Source organism: Plantibacter elymi (nom. nud.), from assembly GCF_900177795.1.
In the GTDB taxonomy this organism is placed as follows: Bacteria; Actinomycetota; Actinomycetes; order Actinomycetales; family Microbacteriaceae; genus Plantibacter; species Plantibacter elymi.
The window spans coordinates 371,046-392,400 of record NZ_FXWJ01000005.1 but is presented as its reverse complement, the minus strand read 5'-3'; the positions used below and the strand labels follow the sequence as shown (position 1 = coordinate 392,400).

Genomic DNA, 21,355 nt, shown 5'->3' with positions numbered 1-21,355 from the left:
CTATTCCTGTTCCTGCGCCTGGATGGCGGTGATCGCGACGGTGTTGACGATGTCCTGCACGAGCGCGCCGCGCGACAGGTCGTTGATCGGCTTGTTGAGGCCCTGCAGCACCGGACCGATCGCGACGGCGCCCGCGGAACGCTGCACCGCCTTGTACGTGTTGTTGCCGGTGTTGAGGTCGGGGAAGATGAACACCGTCGCGCGGCCGGCGACCTGCGAGTCGGGCATCTTCGTCGCGGCGACCGCGGCGTCGGCAGCGGCGTCGTACTGGATCGGGCCCTCGACGAGGAGGTCGGGACGACGCTCGCGCACCTGCCGGGTCGCGGAGCGGACCTTCTCGACGTCGGCACCCGCACCGGAGTCACCGGTGGAGTACGACAGCATCGCGATGCGCTGCTCGATCCCGAACTGCTCCGCCGTCTCGGCCGAAGAGATCGCGATGTCGGCGAGCTGGGCGTCGGTCGGGTCGGGGTTCACCGCGCAGTCGCCGTAGACGAGTACGCGGTCGGCGAGCGCCATGAGGAACACGCTCGACACCACGGAGACGCCGGGCTTCGTCTTGATGATCTCGAACGACGGCCGGATGGTGTGCGCCGTCGTGTGGGCGGCACCCGAGACCATGCCGTCGGCGAGCCCGAGGTGCACCATCATCGTGCCGAAGTAGGAGACGTCGGTGACCGCGTCGCTCGCCATGTCGATCGTGACGCCCTTGTGGGCCCGCAACCTCGCGTACTCCTCGGCGAACTTGAGGCGCAGGACCGCGTCGAAGGGGCTGACGATGGTCGCCTTGCTGAGGTCGATGCCGAGCTCGATGGCCCGCGAGCGCACCTCGATCTCCTCACCGAGGATGGTGAGGTCGGCGACCTCGCGAGCGAGCAGAGTGCCGGCCGCGCGGAGGATGCGGTCGTCATCGCCCTCCGGCAGCACGATGTGCTTGCGGTTCGACCGCGCGCGCTCCAGCAGGCCGTACTCGAACATGAGGGGCGTTACGACGTCGGCGCGCGCCACGTTGAGCAGCTCGAGCAGGAGCGGTGCGTCGACGTTCTGCTCGAACAGCGCGAGCGCGGTGTCGTACTTGCGCTGCGAGTCGGCGGCGAGACGGCCACGGGTGTTCATGACGCGGACCGCGGTGTCGTAGGTGCCGAGGTCGGTGCTGACGATCGGCGGGATCTCGCCGAGACCGGAGATGAGTTCCTCCACGACCTCGGGCAGCGGGAACCCGCCGTTGAGCACGATGCCCGCGATGGACGGGAACGTGCCGGAGGCGTTGGCCATGAGCGCGGCGAGCAGCACTTCGGTGCGGTCGGCCGGGATGACGATGACGGATCCCTCGGTGATGCGCGGGAGCACGTTCACCATGGACATGCCCGCCACGACCACGCCGAGCGCCTCTCGCGTGAGCAGCTCCTCGCTGCCCTTCACGAGGGTGCCGTCGACGGCCTCGAGGATGCTGTCCATCGTCGGGGCGATGAGGAAGGTGTCTTCGGGGATGGCCCAGACCGGGACCATCGCGGCACCGGCGGCGTGACCGGCCGGGGCGACGACGGAACCGTTCGCGGAGCCGTTCGGGTGGATGGCGTCGCTGATCGCGGCGGTGATCTCGAGGAGCTTGTCGGGATCGGCGCGGTTCGCGACGACGGCGAGCAATTGGGCGTGGGCGTCGGCGAGCTCACCCAGCGCGAGTTCGGCGATGTTGCGCATGTCGTCGGGCGTGCGGGCGACGGACTGGCCGAGCTGCTCCCCCGCACCCTGACCGGCGCGACCGCCGAGGACGAGGAGCACCGGCGCGCCGAGGTTGGTGGCGATCCGGGCGTTGTAGCCGAGCTCCGTGGGGCTGCCGACGTCGGTGTAGTCGGAACCGAGGATGACGACCGCGTCACACTGCGCCTCGATGTGCTTGTACCGCTGGACGATGCGCGAGAGCGCCGCCTCGGGATCGGTGTGCACGTCGTCGTAGCTGACGCCGATGCAGTCCTCGTAGGCGAGGTCGACGCCGTCGTGCTCGAGCAGCAGCTGCAGCACGTAGTCGGGTTTCGTCGTGGACCGTGCGATGGGGCGGAACACCCCGATCCGCTCGATCTGATGGCTCAGGGTGTCGAGGACCCCGAGGGCCACCGTCGACTTCCCGGAGTGTCCTTCGGCAGAGATGATGTAAATGCTTCGCGCCACGGTTTCCAGCCTACGGGGGCGGGCTCGGCGGGGGCTGGGTAAGCGCACAGTGTCGTGGTCGCCGGGCGATGATCGGTCGGCCTGCGCGAAGGTCTCCAGACCATAGGGCAAACCCCAATGCCAGCTCACAGGAAACTGCTAGGTTCAGGAACAACAGCTGTCACATCCGTCCTGCTTCGGCCTCCGTGCCGCGGCAGGACTTTCTCTGGGGGGGAACACCTTGTCTCGCATTTCGTCCTGGCGGAAAGCGCTTTCGCTGCCCGTCGTCATCTCGCTCGCCCTCGGTGGCGCGCTCCTCACCGCCGGACCCGCGTCCGCTGCGACCGAGCCGGTCCCGTCGACCTCCGAGACCGCCACGCCGACCGAGTCGCCGGCGCCGGCTGAATCCCCGACGCCGACCGAGTCGGAACCATCGGCGTCGAGCGATGCCCCTGCCCCCGCTGACGACGCACCGCCCGTGACGGACGAGCCCACCGTGCCGGGTGGGGACGCCCCAGCAGCACCATCCGCGGCCGCCGCACCTGCGCCGGCCTTCGAGGTGCTCACGCCCGAGATGGGCGATGTCTTCACCACGCAGACGATCACCTTCTCCGGCGTCGGTGAGTCCGGAACGCTCGTGGACATCGCGGCGAAGGACTGGAACTACTTCGAGCTGGAGCCCTTCGCGGAAGACGTGCCGGTCGTCGACGGTGCGTGGTCGGTCACCCTCGACCTGCCTCTGGTCGAATCGGTGGAGGTCGCCATCTCGTCCACCCAGCAGACCGATGGTGCGGACACCGTGGTCGAGTTCAACATCACCCTGCCGAGCCAAGCCGAGCTGTGGGGTCTGAAGATGCTGACCCCGACTCCGATGCAGCAGTTCGACACCCGGACGGTCACCATCTCAGGCGTCACCGAGACCGACGTCGAGCTCCGACTCACCGTCTTCACCGCCGCCGGTGAGAGCTCCCCGATCACCGTCACCGGTGGCGCCTGGAGCTACACCCAGGTCTTCCCGGAGACATCCGGACGCGTCCAGACGGTGAGCGTCGTCGCCACCGATGGCTTCTCCAGAGGGTCCACCGGTGTCACCTTCCTCCTCCCCGAGCCGGAACTCTTCCCGGCACCGGTCATCGAGACACCGACCCCGGGTCAGGCGCTCGTCGGTGACGTCGTCACCTTCTCCGGCACCGCGACGCCGAACCACTACATCGCGGTGGCCCTCTTGCCGACCGCGTTCTACAACGCGCTTCAGAACGAGCTCGAGGACATCGCGAACGGCACCGGCGACAATGCCCGCCTCGCCCTCCCTGAGGGGCAGGATGCAGCACCGGTCGACCCGCGTGCGCCGATCCTTGTCGGCGAAGACGGCCGCTGGTCGGTGACGGTCGCCGTCGCCCCGGGCGACTACACCGCGGTCGCGTCACTCGTCTACGATCCGAACGCGGCCGTCCCACAGGTCACCTCGCTCCCGTCGGCACCGGTGCAGTTCACGCTCGCCGCAACGGCATCCGCGACGTCCGGTCACGGCCCGACCCTCGCGGAGACCGGCGCCGACACCACGGCACCGCTCGGCCTCGCCGCGATGCTGCTCCTCGGCGGCCTCGCGCTGGTCGCCGTCCGGAAGCGTCGCGCCCAGCTCAGCTGATCTGATGTGCTCGAGCCCCGGAGTCCTGCCACCGCATGGCTCCGGGGCTTCGTCATTGGCGGGCGACGGGAGACCGGTGCCGGAGCAGGCGATCCGCGCGAGCGCAGGAGGCAGCGGCGCCGGGCATCCTGCTGCCGGGCGGATGTCCTGCTGCGGCGGCGCGGGGCCGATCGTGCAGGGCCGGAGACAGACACCGCAGGCACCGCGGGCACGAAAAGACTCCCCGCGCACCCGCCAGAGCCCGGTTACCCTTGCTGCGTTTCCGCCCTGGGGGAGTTGGCCTGGATGGCGCCACGCGGGGAGCCGTCACCTAGTGTACCCGAGCCGCGACCGGGTTGCGTACGCCCCGGTTGAGGCGTTGACTGGCGGATCTGGGACCACTGGACCCAGACCACCGATCGACCGCCGTCCCCACGAACGGACGGCGCACCGATCGGGACCGCATCGAACGAGAGGACCCACATGACCGACGTCGTCATCGCCGGAGGACACGGACAGATCGCCCTGCACCTGCAGCGACTGCTCGCCGAAGCAGGACACTCCCCCGCCGGCATCATCCGCAACCCCGAGCAGGTCGGCGAACTTCAGGGCATCGGGTCCCGCGCCATCGTCCTCGACCTCGAGCACTCCTCGGCAGCCGAACTCGCCGACGAACTCGCCGGAGCCGACGTCGTCGTGTTCGCGGCGGGAGCCGGTCCGAACAGCGGCGCCGACCGCAAGCTCACCCTCGACCGCGACGGCGCCATCCTCCTCGCCGAGGCGGCCGAGCTCGCCAAGGTCCCCCGCTACCTCATGGTGTCGGCGATGAGCACCGACGACTTCGACCCGGAGTCGGACGACGTGTTCCAGGTCTACCTGCGGGCGAAGTCCGAAGCCGACGCCGACCTCCGCGGGCGCGACCTCGACTGGACGATCGTCCGTCCGGGCGGTCTGACCGACGACGCCCCGACCGGCACGATCACCGCCGCGACGACCACCGACCGCGGCTCGATCCCGCGCGCCGATGTCGCCGCCGTGCTGTTCGCCCTCATCGAGTCGGGCGCGGCGTCCCGCACGCAGTTCGAGGTCATCGGCGGCGAGACGCCGATCCGCGAGGCGCTCGCGGCGCTGTAGGTCAGTCCGGTCCCTGAGCGGGGACGGGCAACGAACACCGGTCACTGAGCCTGTCGAAGTGCACACGGGACACCCCACCCTTCGACAAGCTCAGGGACCGGAGAGGGTTCCAGGAACCGTGGAGGACTCCAGGGACCGGAACTGGGACGGGCAACGAACACCGGTCACTGAGCCTGTCGAAGTGCACACGGGACACCCCACCCTTCGACAAGCTCAGGGACCGGAGAGGGTTTCAGGGACCGGAGAGGTCTCCAGGGACCGGAACTGGGACGGGCAACGAACACCGGTCACTGAGCCTGTCGAAGTGCACACGGGACACCCCACCCTTCGACAAGCTCAGGGACCGGAATGGGTTTTCAGGGACCGTGGAGGGATCCAGGGACCGTGGAGGTCTCCAGGGACCGGAACTGGGACGGGCAACGAACACCGGTCACTGAGCCTGTCGAAGTGCACACGGGACACCCTGCCCTTCGACAAGCTCAGGGACCGGAGAGGGCTTCAGGGACCGGGGAGGGTTTCAGGGACCGGAAGACGTCTCACCGACCGGGTACGTGCTCAGTGCTCGCGTCCTCACAACCGATGCACCCGACGGCTCCGAAGAGTTCCCTGACCGGCACCGGCACCGTGTGCGCGCGACCTGGCGCACATATGGAGTTCCTGTGGGCGACACGTCCAGGGGTGTTACCTGTTCGTTATCAGTCCTAGGATCGGGCAACGGGTTCCGGCCCGGACGATGTACGCAGCGCGACGGAGGCCGACGATGGACCAACGCTACGACCCCGCGTTCCAGCGCGGACACACCGACGAGCGCACGCGCCCGAACGTCGGTGACACCGGCCGCCGCAGCCACCTCGCCTCGCTCGAGGAGATCGCCCCGCAGCTCATCCAGCCGCCCACCGACGGTCGCCCCGTCCGCCCGCCGACCGACGACCGGTTCGACGACGGCCCGCGCGCCCGGCCGTCCCGTGGCATGCCGTCGCAGGCAGACCGTCGCGTCCACCCGTTCGAAGCCCGGACCGGCGACACCACGGCGGTCGCCGATCAGCCTGCGGTGGCAGGTCCCGACGCGCAGCAGACCCAGCTCGACCAGGAGCGGTACGAGGAGTACCTCGACGCCGCCGACGCCCACCGCGTCCGCGCCGTCGTCTGGGAACGGGCCCTCTGGATCGTCGGGGTCGTCCTCACACTCGGTGGCGGCGTGGGGCTGTGGCAATCGTTCACGCTGCTGTACCGCGGGTTCGTCGGCGACAGCGGCCCGACCGACAACTACCTCTGGATGCAGTTCCTCGGAGCACTCGCCCCGACCCTCATCACGATCGGCCTCGCCACCATCGTCGCGCTGCTGTTCAAGCGCATGCTCGACCACGACCGCAGGAGCCGACCATGACCGAGCAGAGCAACACCAGCCGCGCCCCACGGGACACCGTCGCCGAACTGAAGCCGGCGCTGAACGCCGAGGAGTTCCAGGTGCTGGCCGAGCGCATCCTCGACAACGTCGAGCGCGTCCTCGACGGCAAGCCGTTCGCGGCCCGGATGGCGCTCATCGTGATGCTCGCCGAGGGTCACCTGCTCATCGAGGACGTCCCCGGTGTCGGCAAGACGGTCCTCGCGAAGGCCCTCGCCGCGTCCGTCGGCAGCACCGTCCGCCGCATCCAGTTCACGCCCGACCTGCTCCCGTCGGACGTCACCGGCGTCTCGATCTTCAACCAGGTCGACCGCGAGTTCGAGTTCAAGCCCGGAGCGGTGTTCGCGAACATCGTCATCGCCGACGAGATCAACCGCTCCTCGCCGAAGACCCAGTCGGCGTTGCTCGAGTCGATGGAGGAGCGTCAGGTCACGGTCGACGGTGAGACGCACGCCCTCCCGTCGCCGTTCACGGTCGTCGCCACCCAGAACCCGCTCGAGATGGAGGGCACCTACGCCCTGCCCGAGGCCCAGCGCGACCGCTTCATGGCGCGTATCTCGATGGGGTACCCCGACGCGTCCGCGGAGCTCGCGATGCTCCGCCAGCGTGACACGGTCAACCCGCTCGACACCATCGGCCCGGTCGCGTCACGCGGCGACGTCGAACGCCTCATCGCCTGGGCCCGCGGTGTCTTCGTGTCGCCGATCGTCGAGCAGTACTGCGTCTCACTCGTGCAGGCGACCCGCGTGCACCCCGAACTCCGGCTCGGCGCGAGCCCGCGCGCCACCCTGCAGCTCGTCCGCGCGGCCAAGGTGCTCGCCGCGCTCGACGGCCGCGAGTTCGTCCTCCCCGACGACATCGACCAACTGCTGGCACCGGTCCTCGCCCACCGGCTCATCCCCACCCGCCGCGCGGTGAGCGCCCACGACCGCTCCGGCGTGCAGGCGGTCTCCGAAGTGCTCGTCGAGCTGCTGGAGCGGACACCCGTGCCGCACTCCGGACGCACCGAACTGAGGTCCTGATCCGATGGCCCCGCACCGCGACCGCCGGATCGCCGTGATCCGGCACCGGAGGTCCTGAGCCCATGAAGCGTCGCGTGCCGTTGACGAGACGCGCGGTCGGTGTGCTCGTCGCGGCCGGCGTGTGCCTCATCTTCGCGCGCGGAATCGGCTCTCCGGAGTTGCTCGCGGCGGCCGGACTGCTCGTCGCGCTCGTCGCCGCCAGTTTCGGCGCGGTCTACCTCGAGCGGCCGTCGCTGCGGGTCGACCGCACCACCCGGCCCGATCTCGTCGCGGTCGGCGGGCGGATCTCCGTCGAGGTCACGATCGCCGAGACGAGCGCGCTCCCCCACGTCCACACGGAGTGGAAGGACCGCGTGCCGGCCGGACTCGCAGGCAGCGCCGAGGGCACCCTGCCGAGTACCGGCGTCGCCGGCATCGGTTCGCGCCGTCGGACGGCCGAGTACACCGTGACGGCGCTGCGTCGCGGGGAACACGAGCTCGGCCCGCTCGGGCTGACCGTGAGCGACCCGTTCGGCCTCGTCGTCCGTCGCCGCGACGTCGGCGGGACGCATGCGGTCGTCGTCCTGCCGGAAGTCGTCGTCCTGCCGGAGATCCCCGCACTCACCGCCAGCCGCGACGGTTCCACGCGCCCGTCGTCGCTGCACGTCGGTGCGGGTGAAGACGACATCATCGCGCGCCCCTACCTGCCGGGGGACGCGATCCGCCGACTGCACTGGCGGGCGAGCGCGCACCACGGCGAGCTGATGGTGCGGCAGGAGGAGCAGCGCAACGACCCCGAGGCGACCGTCCTCCTCGACACCGCCGCAGCTCACTGGGCCTGGCCCGACGACGATCCGTCGTACCTGCCGGCGTTCGAGCAGGCCGTGTCGCTCGCTGCCTCGATCACCGCCCACCTCGTCGACGCCGACTACCGCGTCAACCTGGTCGGCGCCGGCACCGAGGAGCTCTCCCGCGAGATCGGTGCGAGGTCCGCCGCCGGTGGCCTGCGTTCCAGTCCCGTCGGCGACATGGGCGACGCGCTCGCCCGCGGCGGGCAGCATCTCGAGGAGGACGACCTCGACGCCGCCCTGCTCGATCTGGCCCTCCTACGCCCGTCGGTGCAGCCCAATCGGTTCCTCGACCTCTCCCCCGTCATCGCCGCGCGCCGGTCGCAACCGGTCATCGCGATCCTCGGCGACGTCGAGGAGGGCGACCTCGGTGAGCTGACCGCGGTCGCGCACCTCTCACCACTCCCCGTCGCGCTCCTCCCGGCCGGCGCCCGGCGTCGGAGCATCGAGCTCTTGGAGTCCGCCGGGTGGCGCTGCCACGTCGGCGAGCGCGGCGCATCGTTCCAGGCCCTGTGGTCCGGCACGAGCGGTCCGGCGACCACCACGCTGGCGCCGTCGACCGGCCGCGGTGGTCGGGGCGGCCAGGGCGGTCGTCGGGCTGCCGGAGGTGCATATGTCCGTCGCTGAGGAACGCCGGGCGGCGGCCGCCGCCCGTGGCCGAGTGTCGTCTCGCGGAGGCGTGCCATCGGGCGTCCGTCCTGGTGCCGGCTCGGCGAACCCTCGACGCCCGTCCCTCGGCGGAACCGGTGGCGGTTCGTGGTCGGGAAGCGCTGGCAAACGCCGCGACGACCCGCGCGACACCGCGAACGTCGGCGACCTGCGTCTGGGCCTCGCCGCCTTCCTGCTCCTCGCGACGGGTGGTCTCGGGTTCGGGCGGGTGCTCGACGCGCTCGACTGGTGGTTCGTCACGAACCTCGTCATCGCGATCGTCCTCGCCACGGCCATCCTCCTCCGGCGCACGAGACTGCCGGCGGTGTTCGTGTGGCTCGGCGCTGGCGTCGCATGGCTGCTGACGATCACGCTGTTCTTCGCCAGTGAGACGGCCATCATCGGCATCGTCCCGACCCAGACGACGCTCGGCGCCTTCGAACGGCTGCGTGACGCCGGGTTCCACACCTTCCACGACGGCTCGGCCCCACTCGACACCGACGCTGGCGTGGTCTTCGTCATGGCCGCGGGCGGCGGCCTCGTCGCGCTGGCGGTCGCGTGGCTCGTGCTCGGCCGCCACGCACCGGTGCTCGCGGCCGTCCTGGTGTTCGCCGTGTACGCCGGGCCGACCGTCGCCGTGTCGTTCCCCCTCGATCCATGGGTGTTCGCATTCGTCGCGCTCTCCTTCCTCTGGCTGCTCCGCGAGGACGTCCGACGCCGGGAGCTGCTGCGAGCGCTCGCCTCGGCCCGGGCAGCCGGCGATGGACGCGGCGTCGGCCCGTCGGCGATGACCGGTGCCGGTCGTTTCGGAGGCCTCGGCCCGGCCGTCCTCGTCAGTGCCGTGGCCGTGGTGGTCGCCCTCCTCACGCCGGCCGTGCTCCCCGACCTCGCCGTCCGGGACGTGACCGCCGGCGCCCGTGGCAGCGGTCCGTTCGTGAACGGCATCAACCCGCTCATCTCGCTCGGCCAGAGTCTGCGGCGCCCCGCGAACACGACTGCACTCGAATACACGACCACCGCCGACGACGCCCCCTACCTCAAGGTCACCGACCTCCGCGACTTCACGGGTACGGTCTGGGGACCGGACAACTCGGGCTACAACGACGGCAACACGCTCGACGCCTTCCCCGCGCCGGCCGGGCTCAGCGAGGCGATCCCGGTGGAGACCTTCGAGACGACGGTCACGGTGGACTCGCTGTCGAGCCCGTGGCTGCCGCTGCCGTATCCGACGAAGCAGGTCGAGGGGCTCCGCGGTGACTGGCGGTTCGAGGCCGCCGGGCTGACCGCGATGGCGGAGCGCGGATCCACCCGCGGGCAGACGTACACGGCGACGAGCACGGCGATCCTGCCGACGGCACAGCAGATGCGCGACGTCCCGCCGGTCGCCGACCCGGCGTCAGCCGCCCCCTACCTCGAGTTGCCCGACGACCTGCCGCAGATCATCCGTGACACGGCCGCCGACGTCACCGCGACCGCCTCCACCGACTACGACCGCGCGATCGCCCTGCAGCGCTACTTCCGCAGCACCTTCGAGTACTCGGAGTCGGCGCCCGTCGAGGAGGGCTTCGACGGCAGCGGAGCCGAGGTCATCGCGACGTTCCTGGAGCGCAAGGCCGGCTACTGCATCCACTTCTCGTCCGCGATGGCCGTGATGTCGCGTGTCCTCGGCATCCCCGCGCGCATCGCCATCGGGTACCTGCCGGGAACGACGATCGACAACACCCCGGCGAACCGCGACACCTACATCGTGACCTCGGACCAGTTGCACGCCTGGCCGGAGTTGTACTTCGAGGGCGTGGGCTGGGTGCCGTTCGAGCCGACGGCCAGCCGTGGGGTCGTGACGCAGTTCAGCGACGCGAGCACGGCGACGCCCGGCAGCGGATCGGTGAATCCCGACAGCCGTCCGGCTCCGACCGCGGCGTCGACCCCCACCCCCACCGCGGATGCACTCGGCGGGCCGACCTCGACCCAGTCAGGCGGGGCCTTCACCGCGGCCCTCGTCCCGCTCGCGATCCTGCTCGGCGTCCTCGTGCTGCTCGCCACCCCGTCGATCGCCCGGGGTCTCCGGCGTGCGACCGGGCGTCGGCGTGCGCTGGCCGACGGGACCTCGGCGGGCTGGGCCTGGGCGGAGTTCCTCGACACCGCCCGCGACCTCGGATTCCCCGTGACGTCGGCGGAGTCACCACGCGGGTTCGCGTCGAGGCTGCGCGGGCAGTTCCGGATCGAGTCGCCGGCCGTCGACCGGCTCGTGGCGGCGGTCGAGCGGGAGAGCTATGCGCCGAGTGCTGGAGAGCGACGTGACAGCGAGGGTGGGGGCGATCCCCGGATCGGCTCCTCGACTGGTGGTGGGGCGAGCGCCGGTTCGGTCGACGCGGCGTTGGCTGAGGCGAAGGCGGCGCTGCGGTCGGCGAGTCAGCCGCTCGAACGTGTCCTCGCTGCCGTCCTCCCCCGGTCGCTCGTGCTGCGCCGCGACCAACGGGTCGACTGGCGACCGCCTGCTGCGAGCTGACACGATCGGCGCTCCCTGCCGGTGTCCCCGACGCGGGCGTTCGGGCTCGGCCGGGCTCGGAGCGCGGCGGCGGGGCAGGGTGGCGCGCGGCGGTCCGGGAACCAGGTATGCTGCTATCTGGCCGTTTTTCACAAACAGCCATGGAGAATTCGCCTAGTGGCCTATGGCGCACGCTTGGAAAGCGTGTTGGGTTAACGCCCTCGGGGGTTCGAATCCCCCATTCTCCGCCAGCTTGACAGAACGCCCTTCGCCCACCGCGAGGGGCGTTCTGCGTTTCCGGAGCACCCCGACGGCGTGTGCTCTCGGGTTGCCAGCGCGGTGCGCTGACGTGAGCGCGGGTCACACGCGTGAGCGCGGGTCTCCGGAGGGGCGCGCTCAGGGCTACGACCCGCGCCCACGCCGAACTCGTCGGTTTCGTGCCAGCGCACCGCGCTGGACAACTCGATCATTCGAGGGTTGACAGTTAGAACTCAAAGCGTTAGCGTTCTAACTATGGACGACGAGACACCCACCCTCAGCAGCACACTCGAACTGGTCCGCTGGATCGGGTGGGCACAGCGCAAAGCCGGCGAGGACTGGATCCGAGCCCGCGAGCTCAGCCACGAACAGGCCTTCGTCCTCGGCCACCTCGTCCGGCATCCAGGATCGAGTCAACGCGACATCGCCGAGGTGAGCCGGACGAGCGCCGCCAGCGTCTCGAGCCTCCTGCAGGGACTCGAACGTCGGGACCTCGTCGAACGCCGCACGGAAGACGGAAACGCACGCACCAAGCGCGTCTACGCCACCGCGCTCGGCACCGACCTCATCGCCGGGTTCGAGACCGCGATGGCCGAAGCCGACGACATCATCCTCACCCCGCTGGACCAGAGCGAACGCGACACCCTGCACGCTCTGCTCACGAAGCTCACGGCGCACCTGCCGCAGCCGACCCGCTGATCACCGCTCGGGGAACCCGAGCTCCCTGACCACGCGCCGAGACCACTCGCCGCGCCCTCCACCGACCGCCGCGCACGATGGCGACCGCGAACGCCACGACGGCGCTGTCCGTCGCGCCCGGACGCCTGCTGAGCCCGTCCGCTCAGCCCGCGCCGGACGATCACCCCCATCACCGAACCCTCGCCGCGCCGGCGCTCATCGTCGCGCCCGGAACCTGCCCGAAACGGAGCCTGCCATGCACCCCGAACACCACACCGATCCCACCACCGGAACACCCGTCCCCAGCAGCACCGCACCGTCGACGGCCACCGCACCATCGACCGACGCCGCACCCTCCACCGCAGCCGACACCGTCGGGAGCAACCGCTGGTACCTCGCGACCGCCCCGATCATCCGGGCACTGATCCACCTGTGCGTCCCGATGGCGGCAGCCCTGGTCGTCAGCGCCGTCTACAACCTCATCAACGCAGGCGTCGTCGGCTCGCTGCACGACACCACCCTGCTCGCCGCGATCACCCTCGGAGCCCCGATCCTCGGACTGATCATGGCCATCGGCGACCTGTTCGGCGTCGGTGGCGGCGCGCTCATCTCCAGACTCCTGGGCGCCTCGGAACACGACCCGGCACAGGCCGGGGACATCAAACGAGCCGCCGCCTTCTCCGTCTGGGGCGCGTTCCTGACGGGCGCCGTGCTGGGCGGGATCGGCCTCGTCTTCCTCGGCCCACTCGTGTCACTGCTCGGGGCGGACGCGGTCACCGCCCCGGCGACCTCGGCGTTCATCGGCGTCATGCTCGCGTTCGTCCCCGTCATGGCCACCGCGTTCTGTCTGGAACAGCTCGTGCGGGCCGAGGGCGCCGCCCGCCAGGTGATGATCGCCCTCATCGCGTCGGCCGTGGCGAACCTCGTCCTCGATCTCGTCTTCATCCTCGGGTTCGGCTGGGGCGTCGCCGGTGCGGCGCTTGCGATGGGACTCGCGAACCTCGGTGTCCTCGTCTACTTCGTGGCGTGGTTGCAGCGCAACAGCGAGCACGTCAGCCTGGCACCGCGCTGGTTCACGCTGTCGCCGACGATCCTCAAGCCGGTCCTCGGGGTCGGTGTCAGCACGCTCCTGCAGTCGGGGTTCCTCATCGTCACCGCACTCGTGTTGAACACGTTGGCCGCAGCCTACGGAGACGCCCCGCTCGCAGCCATGGGCGTCGCGGTCCGGATCGCCCAGGTACCCGAGTTCCTCGTCATGGGGGTCACCTTCGGCGTGCTCCCCCTGCTCGCCTACGCGTTCGGCAAGGGCGACGGCGCGCGCCTCCGGTCCGCTCTCCGCGCCTCGGCACTCACGGTCGGTGGGATCTCGGTCCTCTTCGCCGGCGTCGTCTTCGTCCTGCGTGAGCCGATCGTCTCCGCGTTCATCGCCGACCCCGCCGTCCTCGGTCTCGGCGTCACGATCCTCGTCGCCCAGCTCACCGCGATGATCGCCAACGGGTTCACCGGGCTCATCACCTCGCTCTTCCAAGCGACCGGGCGAGCACTCCCCGCGGCGGTCATGGCCGTCACCCAGGGCGTGCTGTTCGTCCCGATCGTCCTCTTCGGCAACCTGTGGTTCGGACTCGGTGGCATCGTCTGGTCGCTCACCGTCACGGAGGTCATCGTCTTCCTGGTCGGCGTCCTGCTCTGGCTCGGCTCACGAAGCGCCATCGATCGTGGGCTCGCAGCCGGCTCCCCGGAGCGTGCCGACGCGCAACTCGCCGACGCCTGACGGACGGCCAGCGCGGTGCGCTGGCGTGAGCGCGGGTCACACGCGTGGGCGCGGGTCTCCAGAGGGCCGCCCCCACCGCCACGACCCGCGCTCACGCCGATTGCAGCGATCTCACGCCGGCGCACCGCGCCGGCGCCCACACCACCGCGCTCGGGTCGGCGCACCGCGCTGGCGACACCCCGCCGGGCGCGCGGGACATCCCGGGAACATCACCCCGCCGGGGCGTCCAGGGGTATCCGCATCACCGCGTTCTCGATGAGCACCCCACGACGCTCGACGCGCTGCTCGCGGACCACGACGAAGCCGTGGCGCTCGAACACCGGCTGCGCCGTCCGACTCGCCTGCACGGTCACCTCCCGGAGCCCCACCGCCCGCGCCTCGTCGAGCACCTGACGGATGAGCGCGGATCCGACGCCGCGTCGTCCCGCGCCCGGGTCGACGAACAGCATGTCGAGGTAGCCGGTCTCGATGTCCAGGTCGGTGAATCCGACCGCCGAGTCGTCGAGCTCCGCCACCCACGTCGTCACCGCGGCACGTCGGGCGGCCCAGTCGTCCAGCACGGCGACTGCCGGGTCGTCCGGCACCCATGCGGCGAGCTGCTCGGCCGTGTAGTGAGCGGCAGCGGTCACCCGCACCGCGCGCTGGAAGATCGACCTGGTCGCTCGCGCGTCGGTGTCGCGGTAGGGGCGGATCCGGAGGTCGTCGAGCACGCGCGTCAGCCTAGCCGGAGCGCGGGGACGCCGCCGCGGTCAAGCGACCTCAGCCCTTGAACGCCGGTATCTCCGAGAGGTCGGTGTACACGGGGATCCCGCGCTCACGGGCGATCGCGACGTCGGTGTCGGCACCGGACGACTCCCCCGGCAGCCGGAGCACGGCGTCGCAGTGCTGGAGCAGCCGCCTCGCCGTCTCGTACATCACGTCGCCGTCACCCGACGCGGTGTCGATCCCACGCAGGATCGGCAGCGCGACCCACTCCCCGATCATCGGGACGTGACCGAGGGCGTAGATGGGCGCCGCAGCGGCTTCGAGTCGTTCCAGGTTGCGGGCGATGGCGTCGGGATCACCACCGGTCCCGGAACGGTAGGGGCCGGCGATGAGGATGAGGAGTGGCGTTGTCATGTCCAGCACTGTAGCGTTAACCGTGCACGATCGTGCAACACCATGAAGGAGCACGTATGTTGAGCGCCCAACGACGGTCACACCTGCTCGACCTCCTCGACCGCGACGGCCGGATCGTCGCGAAGGACGCCGCTGCGGCGCTCGGGCTCTCGGAAGACTCGATCCGCCGAGACCTCCGCGAACTCGCCGAAGCCGGCCTCTGCGTCCGCGTCTACGGCGGCGCGCTCCCGGTCCCAGCGGCCGACCGCCCGTTCCGGGATCGCCTGTCCCTCGGGACGGCGAGCAAGGAGCGCGTCGCCCGCATCGCCGCCGAGCGGATCCGACCCGGCAGCACCGTCATCATCGACGCCGGCACCACCGCGCTCGCGCTCGCGCGACTCCTCCCGAACGACCCGACCCTCACCGTCATCACCCCGAGCCCGGCGGTCGCCCTCGCCGTGGCGGAGCACTCACCGGCACGCGTCATCATGATCGGCGGCGAACTCGGACGTCACTCGATGGTCGCGGGCGGTGCCCTCGCCGCGGAGGCCATCCGTCACCTGAGCGCCGACGCCTGCTTCCTCGGCGTCACGGGCTTCCATCCCGAACACGGCCTCACCACCGGCGACCTCGACGACGCCGCGACGAAGCGCGCCCTCGCCGAACGCAGCACCGACGTCTACGTCCTGGCGAGCGAGGAGAAGGTCGGAGCCGTCTCCCGGTACCCGGTGCTCGACCTCGGCGAGGTCACCGAGGTCATCGTCGACCCGCAGTCGGACGGATCCGACCCGACAACACGGACCGCGGCTTCAGGCGCGCGCGACCGTCAGGATCGCGGGTAGGTCTCGGCGAGGAACGCGGCGTAGCCCCCAGGGGTCCGGCCACGTCGCCGACCCGAGGTCTCGACGGGCGCATCCAGCGTCGGCACGACCCGGAGACCCGCTGCCCGGGCACGCTCGACGAGATCGACGTCCTCATGCTCGGCCAGCTCACGGAAGCCGCCGAGTTCGTCGAGCCGATCGGCTCTGACCCCGAGATTGGCCCCGTGCACGTTGCCCGGCAGATGTCCGGGCGGGTGCGTCAGCGACCACCGCTCCACGTCCTCCTCGGAGAAGTCCGTGAAGTCGGGACGGACGGTCCCCAGGAGGACGTCGACACCGTCGTCGAAGGCATCGGCGTGCACGGAGAACCAGTCCTCCGGAACGCGCGAGTCGGCGTCGGTGTTGGCGATCCACCGTTCGGAGACGTGAGCAGCCGTCGGTCCGACAGCTCCCGATCGCACAGCGGCCGCGACACCCGCGCGCCGGGCCGCCCCGACACTGCGCTCGTCGATGACGACGGTGACCGCCTCCTCGGGATCGAAGCCCGCCAACCGCTCCCGGACGATCCGCGCCGTGTCGTCGCGGCAGTCGTCGAGCACCACCACGATCCCCACCTGCAGCTCGGGACGGAGACGCAGCACGGCGGCACGCGCGACGAGCAGCGCGTCGAGGCATGCCCCGATCAGCTCCTCCTCGTCGTGCGCGGGCACGACGGCATCGATCCGTCGCAGCATCAGCCCGTCAGACCGTCCACCGCGGCGACGCTCGCCTCATCGGCAGGCACGAGGACGTCGAGCAGGAAGTCGTCCTCGACGTGCTGGATCGACCGACGGCCGGGCCAGCGTTCGAGCAACCGGCGATGGACGAACTCGGCCGAGGTCGTGGCGTGATCGTCGGGGTGCCGCCAGTGACACGCGACGATGCTCCCGCCGGGCGTGAGCGAGCCGAGGAGGCGGTCGATCACCCGGTCGAGGTCGGTCGCCGACAGGTAGTAGCCGACCTCCGACATCACCACGAGGTCGAAGGCGCCACTCGGCCAGTCATCGGGGAGCGTGCGCCGCTCGAACCGGGCCGCGGGCACCCGTCGACGGGCGATCTCGAGAGGCGCTTCGGCGATGTCGACCCCGAGCACGTCGTCGCTGCGGTCCGCGAGCCGCTCCGTGAGCACCCCCGTCGCGCAGCCGAGTTCGAGTACCGAGCCGTAGCGCTGGCGGGGCAGGGCGGCGAGGAGGACCCGACGTTTGCGCTCCTCGTACCAGGAGCCGAAGTCCCAGCCGTCGGGGTGGTCGCGGTAGTGGTCCTCGAACGACTCCTTCGAGCGCGAGGTCGCATCAGCGGTCGCTGCGTCGGTGGCGATGTCGGTGTCCGCCGCCGCACCTGCATCCGGGTCCGAACCCGCCGCGAGATCCAGCGCACGTCCGTTCGGGAACAGCACCTCGAACCGCCGCGCGTAGTGCTGCAGGTGGTGATGGTCGACGATCGCCTCGTCGCCCGGTGCGTCCGAGAGGGGCTCCGTCTGCGAGGGGTAGGCGTCCATCGCGGCGATCTTCGCCCCGTGCGCCACGGCGTCGAGCGGGACGATGCGCGCCTCGGCCCACGGCAGGGTCGCGTCGTCGGTGTCGGCCCAGTGCCAGAGCCAGATGGGGAACTCCACGAGCGCGAGGTCGAGCTCGGTCGCGAGGGCCGTGGCGAGTTCGCCCGCGATCCGGTGGTCGCGGTGCCCGTCGCCGCGCCAGGGGGCGACGATGAGCGGTCGCGATCCGGCGGTGACGACGGCTGCCCGCAGTCGCTCCGCGATGCCCGCGCGTTCGGCGTCGAGGCCGCCGTCCGGGATGTGCAGGACGTCGTACCCGACCGTCGGGTGGAGACGACCGACCGCATCGATGAACTCGGCCTCCCGGCGCGGGGCGAGTTCCTCGGGCGTGGTGGTCGGTGAGTCGGGATGCGATCCCTCGCCGAGGGTCACGAGGAGGACCTCGACCGAAATCCCGGCGGCGGCGGCTGCGGCGATCAGCCCGCCGGCTCCGAGCGACTCGTCGTCGGGGTGCGGCGACAGGACGACGACGCCGGTGGCGTGCCGCCAGCCGTCCCAGACGGGCAGGTCGAGCTCGTGCAGGCGGGTCGCCCAGGCGGCTGCCGACGTGCCGGGGTCGCGGTGGTCGAACGCGGGCATCAGTCGGCCTCCACCAGCATGCGGCCGTAGCGCGCGAGGTCGCGGTCGCCGTGGTCCTGCTGGACGTAGAGCTCGAGGTCGGACATCCGCGCGAGATACGCGGGTTCGGAGGTGAGCGGGCCGGGGCCGAGTGCTCCGAGCACCCCGGCGCGGATGGCGTCGACCCGACCGCGGACCGTCGACCGCACACGTTGGGCGAGGCGTGGACCGGCCGTGTCGTCGGCGTGGCCGTGCTCGATGGCCTGGGCCGCGTCGGCGATCGCCTGTTCGGCGATCGAGAGGTCGATGGCCGCGGCGCCGAGCGTGCGGAGGAGGAGGTCGGCGTCGGGTCGCGTGCGTGCCGCGGCGAGCAGGCGGTCGACGAGCGTGACCGCACCTCCCCACCAGCAGGCGGCGACGCCGATCCCGCCCCAGGAGAAGCCGGGGCGCCGCAGGTACCACCCGTCGTCGCCGACCGGGGAGGCGGGGACCCCGTCGAAGCCGACCGGACCACTCGGGACGAGCGGCAGTCCGCGGGCGAGCCACGCGCTGTCGTCGTTGGTGACCCCGGGGTCGGTGAGCGCGACGGCGAACAGCCGCCGCTCCCCCGGCGCGGTATGGGCGGTGACGAGGGCGTCGCTCAGGTGGGACGCGAGGGAGCACCACGGCTTGGTACCGGTCAGCTGCCAGGCGTCGTCGACCAGGGTCGCGTCGAGACGCAGCCCGGGTGCCTCGGCCGCGAAGACCCCCCAGGTGGAGACGGCCGGGGGTTCGAGGTCGGCCTGGTGCAGGATGGCGAGCGCGTCGAGGTGCGGTTCGACGACGCGTGCGAGCGTGACGTCGACCGCCGCGATCGCGCCGAGTCCCGCGAAGACCCGCCCGGCGGTGTGTTGTTCGAGCGGGCCGACGAGTCGCACGGCTGTGGAGGTGAAGGCCAGGCGCGACTCGATGCTCGCCAATGACCCTGTCGCTGCGTCGTGCAGGGCGCCGAGGTCGAGGGAGGTGCCGCTGGTGGGCCAGGCGGTCGACTGCAGACGGATCATGCGATCCGCGTCTGGTGTCGGGGTTCCATCGGTGCGCGCATGCGACCTCCTCGCGTCGTGGAGGTCCAAGTCTCGCACCGCCACGCGCCGCCGCCCGCCCCTGGACCCCGACCATCGACCCTGGTAGTGCGTCAGCGCGGTGCGCTGACGCGAGCGCGGGTCATCGACGTGGGCGTGGGTCTCCGGAGGGGCGCGCTCGGTCGCCTGACCCGCGCTCACGCCGGTTCCCTCAGGTTCGCGTCAGCGCACCGCGCCGGCACCCCACTCGGGCGAGGTACCGGGCACCGACTCAGTCGCGGAAGAGGGCGCTGTAGGCGTTGATCGCCGGCTGCCCACCGAGGTGCGCGTAGAGGACGTTGCTGGACGCCGGGATGTCACCACTCGTCACGAGGTCGATGAGCCCCGCCATCGACTTCCCCTCGTAGACCGGGTCGATGATGACGCCCTCGAGCCGACCGGTCAGGCGGATCGCCTCCATCGTCGACTCGACCGGGATCCCGTAGAGGTCGCCCGCCCACCCCTCCAACACCGTGATCTCGTCGTCGCGGAGCTCGCGTTCGAGGCCGATGAGCTCCGCCGTGTTGCGGGCGATGCGCGCGACTTGGTCGCGGGTCTCCTGGATCTTCGCCGAGGCGTCGATGCCGATCACCCGGCGCGGTCGGTCCTGCCCGGCGAACCCGGCGATCATGCCGGCGTGCGTGGACCCGGTGACGCTGCAGACGACGATGGTGTCGAAGAACACCCCGAGTTCACGCTCCTGCTGCTCGACCTCGGCTGCCCAGTTCGCGAACCCCAGGCCACCGAGCCGGTGGTCCGACGCCCCGGCCGGGATCGCGTACGGGGTGCCGCCGCGTTCGCGCACGTCGTCGAGGGCACGTTCCCAACTCGACTTGAAGCCGATGCCGAAGCCCGCGGGATCGAGACGGACCTCGGCCCCCATGATCCGCGACAGCATGATGTTGCCGACCCGGTCGTTCACGGAGTCGGGCCAGTCCACCCAGTTCTCCTGCACGAGGACTGCCTGCATCCCGAGCTTCGCCGCGACCGCCGCGACCTGACGCGTGTGGTTGGACTGGTAGCCACCGATCGACACGAGCGTGTCGGCGCCCTGCGCGATCGCGTCGGGGATGAGGTACTCCAGTTTGCGTGTCTTGTTGCCGCCATAGGCGAGACCGCTGTTGACGTCCTCGCGCTTGGCCCAGATCGTCGCGCCACCGAGGTGCGCGGTGAGGCGGTTGAGTTCGTGGACGGGACTCGGTCCGAAGGTGAGCGGGTAGCGGGAGAAGTCGCTGAGGGACATGTGGTGGCTCCTGGGTCTCGGTGGTGCGGCTGAGTGGTGGCGATCGGTGCCGGGGAACGGGTCGGGTGGTGGGCGCTGCTCAGTCCTCGTCGAGGTGGGCGAGGACGAGGTCGGCGAGGGTCGTCCAGTTGCCCCGGACGAGCGCGGCCGCCGCGTCGACGTCCCCCTCCGCACAGCGCTCGATGACGGCGTCGTGCTGCGCGATCGACCCGCGCGCGGCGACCGAGGAGAACCGCAACCGTTCGATCCGGCGCAGCAGCGGGGTGACCGCCTCCAGCGCGTCCCGGATGAACGGGTTCCCGGCGACGTCCACGGCCACGGCATGGAAGGCGTCGTCCGCTGCGAGCGCGGCGTCGGCGTCGTCACGTTGCAGCGCGGCTGCGAAGTCGCGGTTCGCCGCGCGCATGCGGTCGAGGTCGGCCGCACTCAGGTGCGGCACCGCCTCGCGGACCGCGAGTTCGTGCATGGCCGCGGCAACCGCCTGAGCCTGCAGCGTCGCGCGGCTGTCGAGCGGGGCGACGACGGTCGACCGTCCCGGTTTCGCGATGACGAGCCCGCTCCGGGCGAGACGCAGGACGGCTTCGCGGATGGGTGTGCGACTCACGCCGAGCCAGCGCTCGAGTTCGGTGTCGACGAGCTTCTCGCCCGGAATGAACGTCCCGTCGACGATCGCGTTGCGCAGCGACTGATAGACGTCGTCGCGGAGGAGCGCTCGGCGCTGCGGGTTGGCTTGAGCGGGAGCGGGCATGCAATATATTGCACATCGCCGGACCGAGAAGTCAAGCGCAGCGGCGCAATCGGGCGAGCCGCCTCGAAGAGTGGGGTATTCGTCCTACTTGTCCCCCAGATGGCGGATTGTCCGCCCACTGAAAGCAGGCCACGATGATCTGCGGGGGTGAGCGCGTGGTGCGACGGGGTGACGAACCGGTGACGGT

The 21,355-nt window shown here is 70.9% G+C and carries 17 protein-coding genes, 1 tRNA gene and 1 other RNA gene; 10 read left to right on the top strand and 9 right to left on the bottom strand.

All coding sequences use genetic code 11. The annotated features are described in order from the left end of the window. Complete coding sequence (gene pta, locus CCK91_RS17050) at positions 1 to 2,169, bottom strand: phosphate acetyltransferase (protein ID WP_064296374.1); 2,169 nt, start codon at positions 2,167 to 2,169, stop codon at positions 1 to 3. Positions 2,170 to 2,389: 220 nt separating this feature from the next. Here pta and CCK91_RS17045 point away from each other — a divergent pair, with 220 nt between their 5' ends. Further along, positions 2,390 to 3,796 (top strand): LPXTG cell wall anchor domain-containing protein, encoded by a 1,407-nt coding sequence (locus CCK91_RS17045; protein WP_086475013.1) that lies wholly within the window; start codon positions 2,390 to 2,392, stop codon positions 3,794 to 3,796. 211 nt (positions 3,797 to 4,007) lie between these two features. Here CCK91_RS17045 and ffs read toward each other — a convergent pair. Then, an RNA gene (gene ffs, locus CCK91_RS17040) (signal recognition particle sRNA small type) lies at positions 4,008 to 4,104 on the bottom strand. A 154-nt stretch (positions 4,105 to 4,258) separates the two neighbouring features. On the opposite strand from ffs, the gene CCK91_RS17035 reads away from it, so the two are divergent. The 8 genes from CCK91_RS17035 (at position 4,259) to CCK91_RS17000 (ending at position 14,006) form a co-directional block, all read left to right on the top strand. Next, positions 4,259 to 4,909 (top strand): SDR family oxidoreductase, encoded by a 651-nt coding sequence (locus tag CCK91_RS17035; protein WP_086475012.1) that lies wholly within the window; start codon positions 4,259 to 4,261, stop codon positions 4,907 to 4,909. A 760-nt stretch (positions 4,910 to 5,669) separates the two neighbouring features. Continuing rightward, positions 5,670 to 6,296, top strand: a complete 627-nt coding sequence (locus tag CCK91_RS17030; protein WP_086475011.1) for a hypothetical protein — start codon at positions 5,670 to 5,672, stop codon at positions 6,294 to 6,296. Beyond that, positions 6,293 to 7,336 (top strand): AAA family ATPase, encoded by a 1,044-nt coding sequence (locus CCK91_RS17025; protein WP_086475010.1) that lies wholly within the window; start codon positions 6,293 to 6,295, stop codon positions 7,334 to 7,336. Before CCK91_RS17030 ends, CCK91_RS17025 begins: the two co-directional genes overlap by 4 nt. Before the next feature lie 62 nt (positions 7,337 to 7,398). Further along, on the top strand, positions 7,399 to 8,790 hold the full coding sequence (locus CCK91_RS17020; protein WP_086475009.1) for a DUF58 domain-containing protein: 1,392 nt from the start codon (positions 7,399 to 7,401) through the stop codon (positions 8,788 to 8,790). After that, a complete protein-coding gene (locus tag CCK91_RS17015) occupies positions 8,777 to 11,320 on the top strand; it encodes a transglutaminase family protein (protein WP_133060030.1) in 2,544 nt (847 codons plus the stop codon). The genes CCK91_RS17020 and CCK91_RS17015 overlap by 14 nt, the downstream gene beginning before the upstream one ends. Before the next feature lie 142 nt (positions 11,321 to 11,462). After that, positions 11,463 to 11,550, top strand: a tRNA-Ser gene (locus CCK91_RS17010). A 262-nt stretch (positions 11,551 to 11,812) separates the two neighbouring features. Then, positions 11,813 to 12,256 (top strand): MarR family winged helix-turn-helix transcriptional regulator, encoded by a 444-nt coding sequence (locus CCK91_RS17005; RefSeq protein ID WP_086475007.1) that lies wholly within the window; start codon positions 11,813 to 11,815, stop codon positions 12,254 to 12,256. Positions 12,257 to 12,491: 235 nt separating this feature from the next. Beyond that, entirely contained in the window at positions 12,492 to 14,006 is a 1,515-nt protein-coding gene (locus CCK91_RS17000; protein ID WP_086475006.1) for an MATE family efflux transporter, read from the top strand. 209 nt (positions 14,007 to 14,215) lie between these two features. Here CCK91_RS17000 and CCK91_RS16995 read toward each other — a convergent pair whose 3' ends face one another. Together CCK91_RS16995 and CCK91_RS16990 are read right to left on the bottom strand one after the other, a co-directional pair. Continuing rightward, the gene (locus CCK91_RS16995) at positions 14,216 to 14,716 is read right to left on the bottom strand and encodes a GNAT family N-acetyltransferase (protein ID WP_165767081.1); all 501 of its coding nucleotides are present in this window, start codon (positions 14,714 to 14,716) and stop codon (positions 14,216 to 14,218) included. 49 nt (positions 14,717 to 14,765) lie between these two features. Next, positions 14,766 to 15,125, bottom strand: coding sequence for a DUF4406 domain-containing protein (locus CCK91_RS16990; RefSeq protein WP_086475004.1), 360 nt, complete (start codon positions 15,123 to 15,125; stop codon positions 14,766 to 14,768). Between the two features lie 56 nt (positions 15,126 to 15,181). Here CCK91_RS16990 and CCK91_RS16985 point away from each other — a divergent pair, with 56 nt between their 5' ends. Further along, positions 15,182 to 15,946: a DeoR/GlpR family DNA-binding transcription regulator gene (locus CCK91_RS16985; protein ID WP_086475003.1), complete on the top strand. Its 765-nt coding sequence runs from the start codon at positions 15,182 to 15,184 to the stop codon at positions 15,944 to 15,946. Here the strand turns inward: CCK91_RS16985 and CCK91_RS16980 are convergent. From CCK91_RS16980 to CCK91_RS16960, 5 genes are all read right to left on the bottom strand, one after another. Further along, a complete protein-coding gene (locus tag CCK91_RS16980) occupies positions 15,931 to 16,659 on the bottom strand; it encodes a glycosyltransferase (RefSeq protein WP_086475002.1) in 729 nt (242 codons plus the stop codon). The two genes, CCK91_RS16985 and CCK91_RS16980, sit on opposite strands and share 16 nt — an antisense overlap. Then, on the bottom strand, positions 16,659 to 18,098 hold the full coding sequence (locus CCK91_RS16975) for a bifunctional PIG-L family deacetylase/class I SAM-dependent methyltransferase (protein WP_086475001.1): 1,440 nt from the start codon (positions 18,096 to 18,098) through the stop codon (positions 16,659 to 16,661). The genes CCK91_RS16980 and CCK91_RS16975 overlap by 1 nt, the downstream gene beginning before the upstream one ends. After that, on the bottom strand, positions 18,098 to 19,120 hold the full coding sequence (locus CCK91_RS16970; RefSeq protein ID WP_086475000.1) for an acyl-CoA dehydrogenase family protein: 1,023 nt from the start codon (positions 19,118 to 19,120) through the stop codon (positions 18,098 to 18,100). Before CCK91_RS16970 ends, CCK91_RS16975 begins: the two co-directional genes overlap by 1 nt. A gap of 289 nt (positions 19,121 to 19,409) precedes the next feature. Continuing rightward, positions 19,410 to 20,420: a 1-aminocyclopropane-1-carboxylate deaminase gene (locus tag CCK91_RS16965; RefSeq protein WP_079706802.1), complete on the bottom strand. Its 1,011-nt coding sequence runs from the start codon at positions 20,418 to 20,420 to the stop codon at positions 19,410 to 19,412. A gap of 79 nt (positions 20,421 to 20,499) precedes the next feature. After that, on the bottom strand, positions 20,500 to 21,168 hold the full coding sequence (locus CCK91_RS16960) for a GntR family transcriptional regulator (RefSeq protein WP_086474999.1): 669 nt from the start codon (positions 21,166 to 21,168) through the stop codon (positions 20,500 to 20,502). Between the last annotated feature and the right edge of the window lie 187 nt (positions 21,169 to 21,355).

Bases quoted from the DNA above. Each gene is read 5' to 3' on its own strand.
- CCK91_RS16980 (WP_086475002.1), bottom strand. From the start codon at position 16,659: ATGCTGCGACGGATCGATGCCGTCGTGCCCGCGCACGACGAGGAGGAG.
- CCK91_RS17000 (WP_086475006.1), top strand. From the start codon at position 12,492: ATGCACCCCGAACACCACACCGATCCCACCACCGGAACACCCGTCCCC.
- CCK91_RS16990 (WP_086475004.1), bottom strand. From the start codon at position 15,125: ATGACAACGCCACTCCTCATCCTCATCGCCGGCCCCTACCGTTCCGGG.
- CCK91_RS17030 (WP_086475011.1), top strand. From the start codon at position 5,670: ATGGACCAACGCTACGACCCCGCGTTCCAGCGCGGACACACCGACGAG.
- CCK91_RS16985 (WP_086475003.1), top strand. From the start codon at position 15,182: ATGTTGAGCGCCCAACGACGGTCACACCTGCTCGACCTCCTCGACCGC.
- CCK91_RS16975 (WP_086475001.1), bottom strand. From the start codon at position 18,098: ATGCCCGCGTTCGACCACCGCGACCCCGGCACGTCGGCAGCCGCCTGG.
- CCK91_RS17015 (WP_133060030.1), top strand. From the start codon at position 8,777: ATGTCCGTCGCTGAGGAACGCCGGGCGGCGGCCGCCGCCCGTGGCCGA.
- CCK91_RS16965 (WP_079706802.1), bottom strand. From the start codon at position 20,420: ATGTCCCTCAGCGACTTCTCCCGCTACCCGCTCACCTTCGGACCGAGT.
- CCK91_RS17005 (WP_086475007.1), top strand. From the start codon at position 11,813: ATGGACGACGAGACACCCACCCTCAGCAGCACACTCGAACTGGTCCGC.
- CCK91_RS17025 (WP_086475010.1), top strand. From the start codon at position 6,293: ATGACCGAGCAGAGCAACACCAGCCGCGCCCCACGGGACACCGTCGCC.
- CCK91_RS16970 (WP_086475000.1), bottom strand. From the start codon at position 19,120: ATGATCCGTCTGCAGTCGACCGCCTGGCCCACCAGCGGCACCTCCCTC.
- CCK91_RS16960 (WP_086474999.1), bottom strand. From the start codon at position 21,168: ATGCCCGCTCCCGCTCAAGCCAACCCGCAGCGCCGAGCGCTCCTCCGC.
- CCK91_RS17020 (WP_086475009.1), top strand. From the start codon at position 7,399: ATGAAGCGTCGCGTGCCGTTGACGAGACGCGCGGTCGGTGTGCTCGTC.
- CCK91_RS17035 (WP_086475012.1), top strand. From the start codon at position 4,259: ATGACCGACGTCGTCATCGCCGGAGGACACGGACAGATCGCCCTGCAC.